At 67.8% G+C, this 4,722-nt stretch carries 6 protein-coding genes; 3 read left to right on the plus strand and 3 right to left on the minus strand.

The annotated features are described in order from the left end of the window. The first annotated feature begins 168 nt into the window (after positions 1 to 168). On the plus strand, positions 169 to 1,371 hold the full coding sequence (locus AC1DYI_RS26910) for an esterase/lipase family protein (protein ID WP_477207190.1): 1,203 nt from the start codon (positions 169 to 171) through the stop codon (positions 1,369 to 1,371). Between the two features lie 15 nt (positions 1,372 to 1,386). Here AC1DYI_RS26910 and AC1DYI_RS26915 read toward each other — a convergent pair whose 3' ends face one another. The 3 genes from AC1DYI_RS26915 to AC1DYI_RS26925 form a co-directional block, all read right to left on the minus strand. Further along, positions 1,387 to 2,292, minus strand: a complete 906-nt coding sequence (locus AC1DYI_RS26915) for a YihY/virulence factor BrkB family protein (protein ID WP_477207191.1) — start codon at positions 2,290 to 2,292, stop codon at positions 1,387 to 1,389. 119 nt (positions 2,293 to 2,411) lie between these two features. Continuing rightward, positions 2,412 to 3,092, minus strand: coding sequence for a glutathione S-transferase family protein (locus AC1DYI_RS26920; RefSeq protein WP_477207192.1), 681 nt, complete (start codon positions 3,090 to 3,092; stop codon positions 2,412 to 2,414). Continuing rightward, a complete protein-coding gene (locus AC1DYI_RS26925) occupies positions 3,089 to 3,538 on the minus strand; it encodes a DoxX family protein (protein WP_477207193.1) in 450 nt (149 codons plus the stop codon). The genes AC1DYI_RS26920 and AC1DYI_RS26925 overlap by 4 nt, the downstream gene beginning before the upstream one ends. A 51-nt stretch (positions 3,539 to 3,589) precedes the next feature. Here AC1DYI_RS26925 and AC1DYI_RS26930 point away from each other — a divergent pair, with 51 nt between their 5' ends. Beyond that, positions 3,590 to 4,474, plus strand: a complete 885-nt coding sequence (locus AC1DYI_RS26930) for a LysR family transcriptional regulator (protein WP_477207194.1) — start codon at positions 3,590 to 3,592, stop codon at positions 4,472 to 4,474. Between the two features lie 43 nt (positions 4,475 to 4,517). Further along, positions 4,518 to 4,722: hypothetical protein (locus AC1DYI_RS26935; protein WP_477207195.1), on the plus strand; the 205-nt coding region annotated here is incomplete at its 3' end.

The following is a 4,722-nucleotide window of genomic DNA, read 5'->3' on the forward strand; positions in this document are numbered from 1 at the left end:
GACCACCACTTCGTCAAGCCTGTCGACGTGGACGCGCTGATGCATGTGCTGGCCGAAGCACAGGGCGCCTGAACCACATTCGGCTGGACAGCGGCCACTAAATCTTTGCTTGCATGGCGGCGGAGCGCCCCGCACAGTCCAGCCGAAGCCATTTCAGATGCCTTGCCGATGACCAACACGCCGCCCGCCGCCCCGCGCCTGAAGCTGCCACTGCGGCCTGCCGACCTGCGCGGGCTGTCGCGCCTGGGCGTGGACGCCGTCGTCGGTGTGACCGATCTGGTCGAGGCCATGCACCACACCATCGCGTCGTTCACCGGCATCGCCGGCCAGGCGCCGGCGGGCCGGCCCAAGGGCATCACGGGCTTTGTCTACCGCGCGGTGCGTGGCACCACCCGCACCATCGGCGATGGGCTGGACGCGCTGTGGGGCGCCCTGCCTTTCGACACGCGCCTGTCGACCCCCGAGCGCGAGGCTTTCGTCGCCGCGCTGAACGGTGTCTGGGGCGACCACCTGGCGGGCACCGGCAACCCGCTGGCCATCCCGATGTCGTTGCGCATCGACGGCCGCCCGTACCGCGAAGCCCTGCCCGCCACCGTTACCGGCAAGCTGCTGGTGTTGGCGCACGGGCTGACGATGAACGACCTGCAATGGTCACGCCGCGGCCACGACCATGGCCAGGCCTTGGCGCGCGACCTGGGCTTCACGCCCGTCTACCTGCACTACAACACCGGCCGGCATGTCTCGCAGAACGGGCGCGAGTTCGCCGCGCTGCTGGACGATTTGGTGGCGAACTGGCCGGTGCCGGTGGAAGAGCTGGTGATCGTCTGCCACAGCATGGGCGGCCTGGTGACCCGCAGCGCTTGCAGCCTGAGCGAGCAACGGCCGTGGCGCGCTCACCTCAGCAAGCTGGTCTTTTTGGGCACGCCGCACCATGGGGCGCCGCTCGAACGCGGCGGCCGGCTCGTCGACACGCTGCTGAGCATCAGCCCCTACGTGGCGCCTTTTGCCCGCCTGGGCAAGACCCGCAGCGCCGGCATCACCGACCTGCGCTTTGGCAACGTGCAAGACGCCGACTGGCAGCAGCGCGACCGCTACGACCAGAAGCGCGACGACCGGCAACCCACGCCGCTGCCCGAAGGCGTGTCATGTCACCTGGTGGCCGCCACCACGTCCGAACATGCGACCAGCCTGCGCAGCGCCACGGTGGGCGACGGGCTCGTGCCACTGGCCAGTGCGCTGGGCGAGCACAGCGACCCGAAGCGTGCGCTGAAGATACCCAAGAGCCGCCGGATGATCGTGAMCTCGGCCAACCACTGGGACCTGCTCAGCCGCGACGACGTCTACCAGCAGCTGCGCGCCTGGTTGGCCTGAGCGCGCTGAGGGCCGTCAGCGCCGCGCCGTCCTGAAAGGCCGCGGTGGCGCGTCGAGTGGTTCGCTGGCCAGGCGCTCGYATTCCGCGATCACCTGGGCCCCCAGCAGCAGCAAGGTGGCACCGATCTCCAGGCTCAGCAGCACGGCAATCGCCGTCGTCAGCGAGCCATACACCGCGCTGATCTGCGACAAGGTGGCGAAGTACCAGACCAGCAGGTGGCGCGACAGCTCCCACAACAAGGCCGCCACCACCGCCCCGAGCAAGGCATGCCGCAGCGACAGGCTACCCACCGGCATCACCATGTAGATCGACGCGACCACGAACACCTCGCCCGCCAGCCCGAGCAGGTACAGCAGCAGGCCCGAGAAGCCGTGCAGCGACCAGCTGTGGCCCAGCAGCTCCACGGATTCCTGCCCCAGGACCTGCAGGCTGCCGGCCACCAGCGTGACCATCAGCAGCCCGAGCCCGAGGCACAGGATGTAGCCATACGGGATGACCGCCGAGACCATGAAGTGGCGGCGCCGTATCGCCACCCGGTGATGGAAGATCACCGACATCGCGTTCTCCAGCACGGTGAAGGCCAGCGAACTGAAGAACAGCATCGTGCCCAGCAATACCCAGCCAATGACGCCGCGGTTGGCGAGGAAGCGCGCCAGCTCGGCGACGATCGCCGCCGACTGCCCCGGCACCAACCATTCGAGGTAGCGGCCCACCGTCTGCAACAGCTCGGCTTGGTCGACGTAGTGGGACAGCGCAATGACGCTGATGATCAGCAAGGGCACGATCGACAGCAGCGCGTAGTAAGCGACCGCCCCGGCGAGGAGCAGCCCCTGGTTGGCGCGAAATGCCTTCAGCGCCCGCAGCGCGAACGTCCACGGGTGCTGGAGAACTTGTGCGGCTTGGTTGCCGAGAACTTGCATCGATGCGGTGCCTCAAGGTGCGTGACGCGGGGCCAACCCGGTTGGGTCGGTTGCCCACGTGTACCACCAGAGACTGGCCCCGGCAAATGGCGAGCCAGCAGAGGCCGCATCGACAGGCATCAACCGTGTACAGCCCCCACAGCCATGCGCGCCGACAGGGCCGAGCCACGCGCGAGTAGAAACGCCTGCAGACGCGCCGGGTAATCCGCCCCCACGGCGCCCTGGACCGAGGCTCGCGCGGCCAGCGCTGTGCGCCAGCGGGCCAGCCGAGGCAGGCCGGCGAAGAAACCGAAGTCGTCGATGGTGTCGAAGACCTCGAAGTAGCGGAACACCGGCCCGAACACCGCGTCGACCAGGCTGAAGCGCTCACCGGCAAAGTACGGGCCTTGGCCAAGCGTGGCCTCCAACTGCTGCAACCGGCCACGGATGTCGCCAGCGCGTGCCTGCAAGGCGGCTTCGTCGGGCGCCGCGTAGAACGCGCCGATCGTGTTCAGCAGCGCCGAGCCAAACTCCATCCAACCACGGTGCACGGCCCGCTCCAGCGGATCGGCCGGATGCAGACGTGGGCCGTGGGTTTCGTCCAGGTACTCGCAGATGACCGCCGACTCGAACAAGGCGCGCTCGCCCACCTGCAGCACGGGTGTCTTGCCCAGCGGCGAGATCGCCAGAAACCAGGCCAGCTTGTGGGCCAGGTCGATGTCGCGCCGCTCGAACGCGACACCCTTCTCCGTCAGCACGATGGCCGCACGCTGCACGTAGGGGCACAACACGTGCGACACCAGGGTCAACGGTGCGCTCATGGCTGCACCTGCGCAATGCGAGGCACCAGTGCCTGGCTGCGCCGCACGGCCAGCGCGCCGTCCCCCAGCAGCCACAGCGCCACCGAGGCGACGATCAGGAACACCGGGTACTCCCAACCACCGTTCGGGCTGGTAAAGACCCAGCCGTTGGGCAGATGGACCCACGCCGCCGCGGCCATGATCGGCACCAGGGCCAGCGCTACCTGCCGGGCATAGATGCCGAGCACCAGCGCGAGACCGCCGAGCAGCTCAGCAGCAAAGACCGGGTAGGCCAGGAAGCCCGGATAGCCGACGCTGGCAAAGAACTGCGCCGTGCCCGGCAGCGTGAAGACGAACCACTTCAGCAAGGCGTGCGAGATCCACATCACGCCCAGGCTGAGGCGCAGCAAGGTGATGCCAAAAGGTACGGTGGTGTTCACGAGAGACTCCAGGGGTTTGAACGACATCCTCACTGTAGGATTGCAAGATCGCCATGAAAATTGGCGTCGGGACAAACAATGAATGCACGAGCGCAATACCAGTTGACGGCCGCTGACCTCGACGTCGTACTCGCCATGGTCCGCGCCGGCACCCTCGCCGACGCCGGCGAGCGCCTGGGTGTGGACGCGTCGACCGTGTTCCGCGGCCTGCAGCGCATCGAGCGTGGGCTGGGCGTGGCCTTGTTCGTGCGCTCACGCGCCGGCTACGCGGCCAACGAATTGGCCATGTCGCTCGCCGAGCAGGCCGAACAGGTGGAAACCGCGTTGGAAGCCGCCCGCTCGGCCGCGCAACTGCTGCCAGAGCAGGTCTCCGGCACGGTTCGCATCACGACGACCGACACGATCCTGCACGCCCTCGTCGCGCCTTCACTGGCCGCGCTGCACGCCCAGCACCCGCTGCTGAGCTACGAGCTGCACGCCGGCAACGAATTGGCCAGCCTGACCAAACGCGATGCCGACATTGCCGTGCGCGCCACCAAGCGCCCGCCGCAACACCTGGTCGGAAAGCTGGTCGGGCCACTGCGCGTGGCGCTGTACGCCGCCGCGAAAGGCCCGGTCAAGCGCTTTGCCGACGTGACCGCCGGCAAGGCCTTGTGGATCGCTCCGGACGACGCGCTGCCCGAGCACCCTTCCGTCGTCTGGCGCAAGCGCCACTTCCCGAAGGTGCTGCCCCACTACCGCGTCAACAGCATCCTCACGGTGATGGAGTTGATTGCGCTGGGCATGGGCGTCGGCGTGCTGCCGCTGTTCCTGGCCAAGACGCGCCCCGACCTGCGCCAGCTGACCGAGGCGCTGGAAGACAGCGAGACCGACCTGTGGCTGCTGACGCACCCCGAATCACGCCACCTGCGGCGCGTGGCCACGGTGTACAGCCACCTGTCGCGCACCCTGGTGCTGGACTGATGCCTGCCAGCGCATACTGGCGCCCCCGAACAGGAACCCTTCGATGCGAATTCTTTTCTCGATCGTCGGCCTGTTGATCGTGCTGGCCATCATTGGTTTCACGGTCAAGCAGCAGCTGAACACCCTTGCGCCCCCTGCCAATCCGGTGACCACGGGACCGGCCGACAACGCCGTGCCCGACACGTCGCCGATCACGTCGCCCGTCGCGACACCGCAGCAACAGGTGCAGAAAGTCCAGAGCGACGTCC

The organism is Ideonella sp. P3_A4 (assembly GCF_056403075.1).

What these genes read in the sequence shown, in the direction of transcription:
- AC1DYI_RS26930 (WP_477207194.1), top strand. Translation starts at nt 3,590, where the DNA reads ATGAATGCACGAGCGCAATACCAGTTGACGGCCGCTGACCTCGACGTC.
- AC1DYI_RS26925 (WP_477207193.1), bottom strand. Translation starts at nt 3,538, where the DNA reads ATGTCGTTCAAACCCCTGGAGTCTCTCGTGAACACCACCGTACCTTTT.
- AC1DYI_RS26920 (WP_477207192.1), bottom strand. Translation starts at nt 3,092, where the DNA reads ATGAGCGCACCGTTGACCCTGGTGTCGCACGTGTTGTGCCCCTACGTG.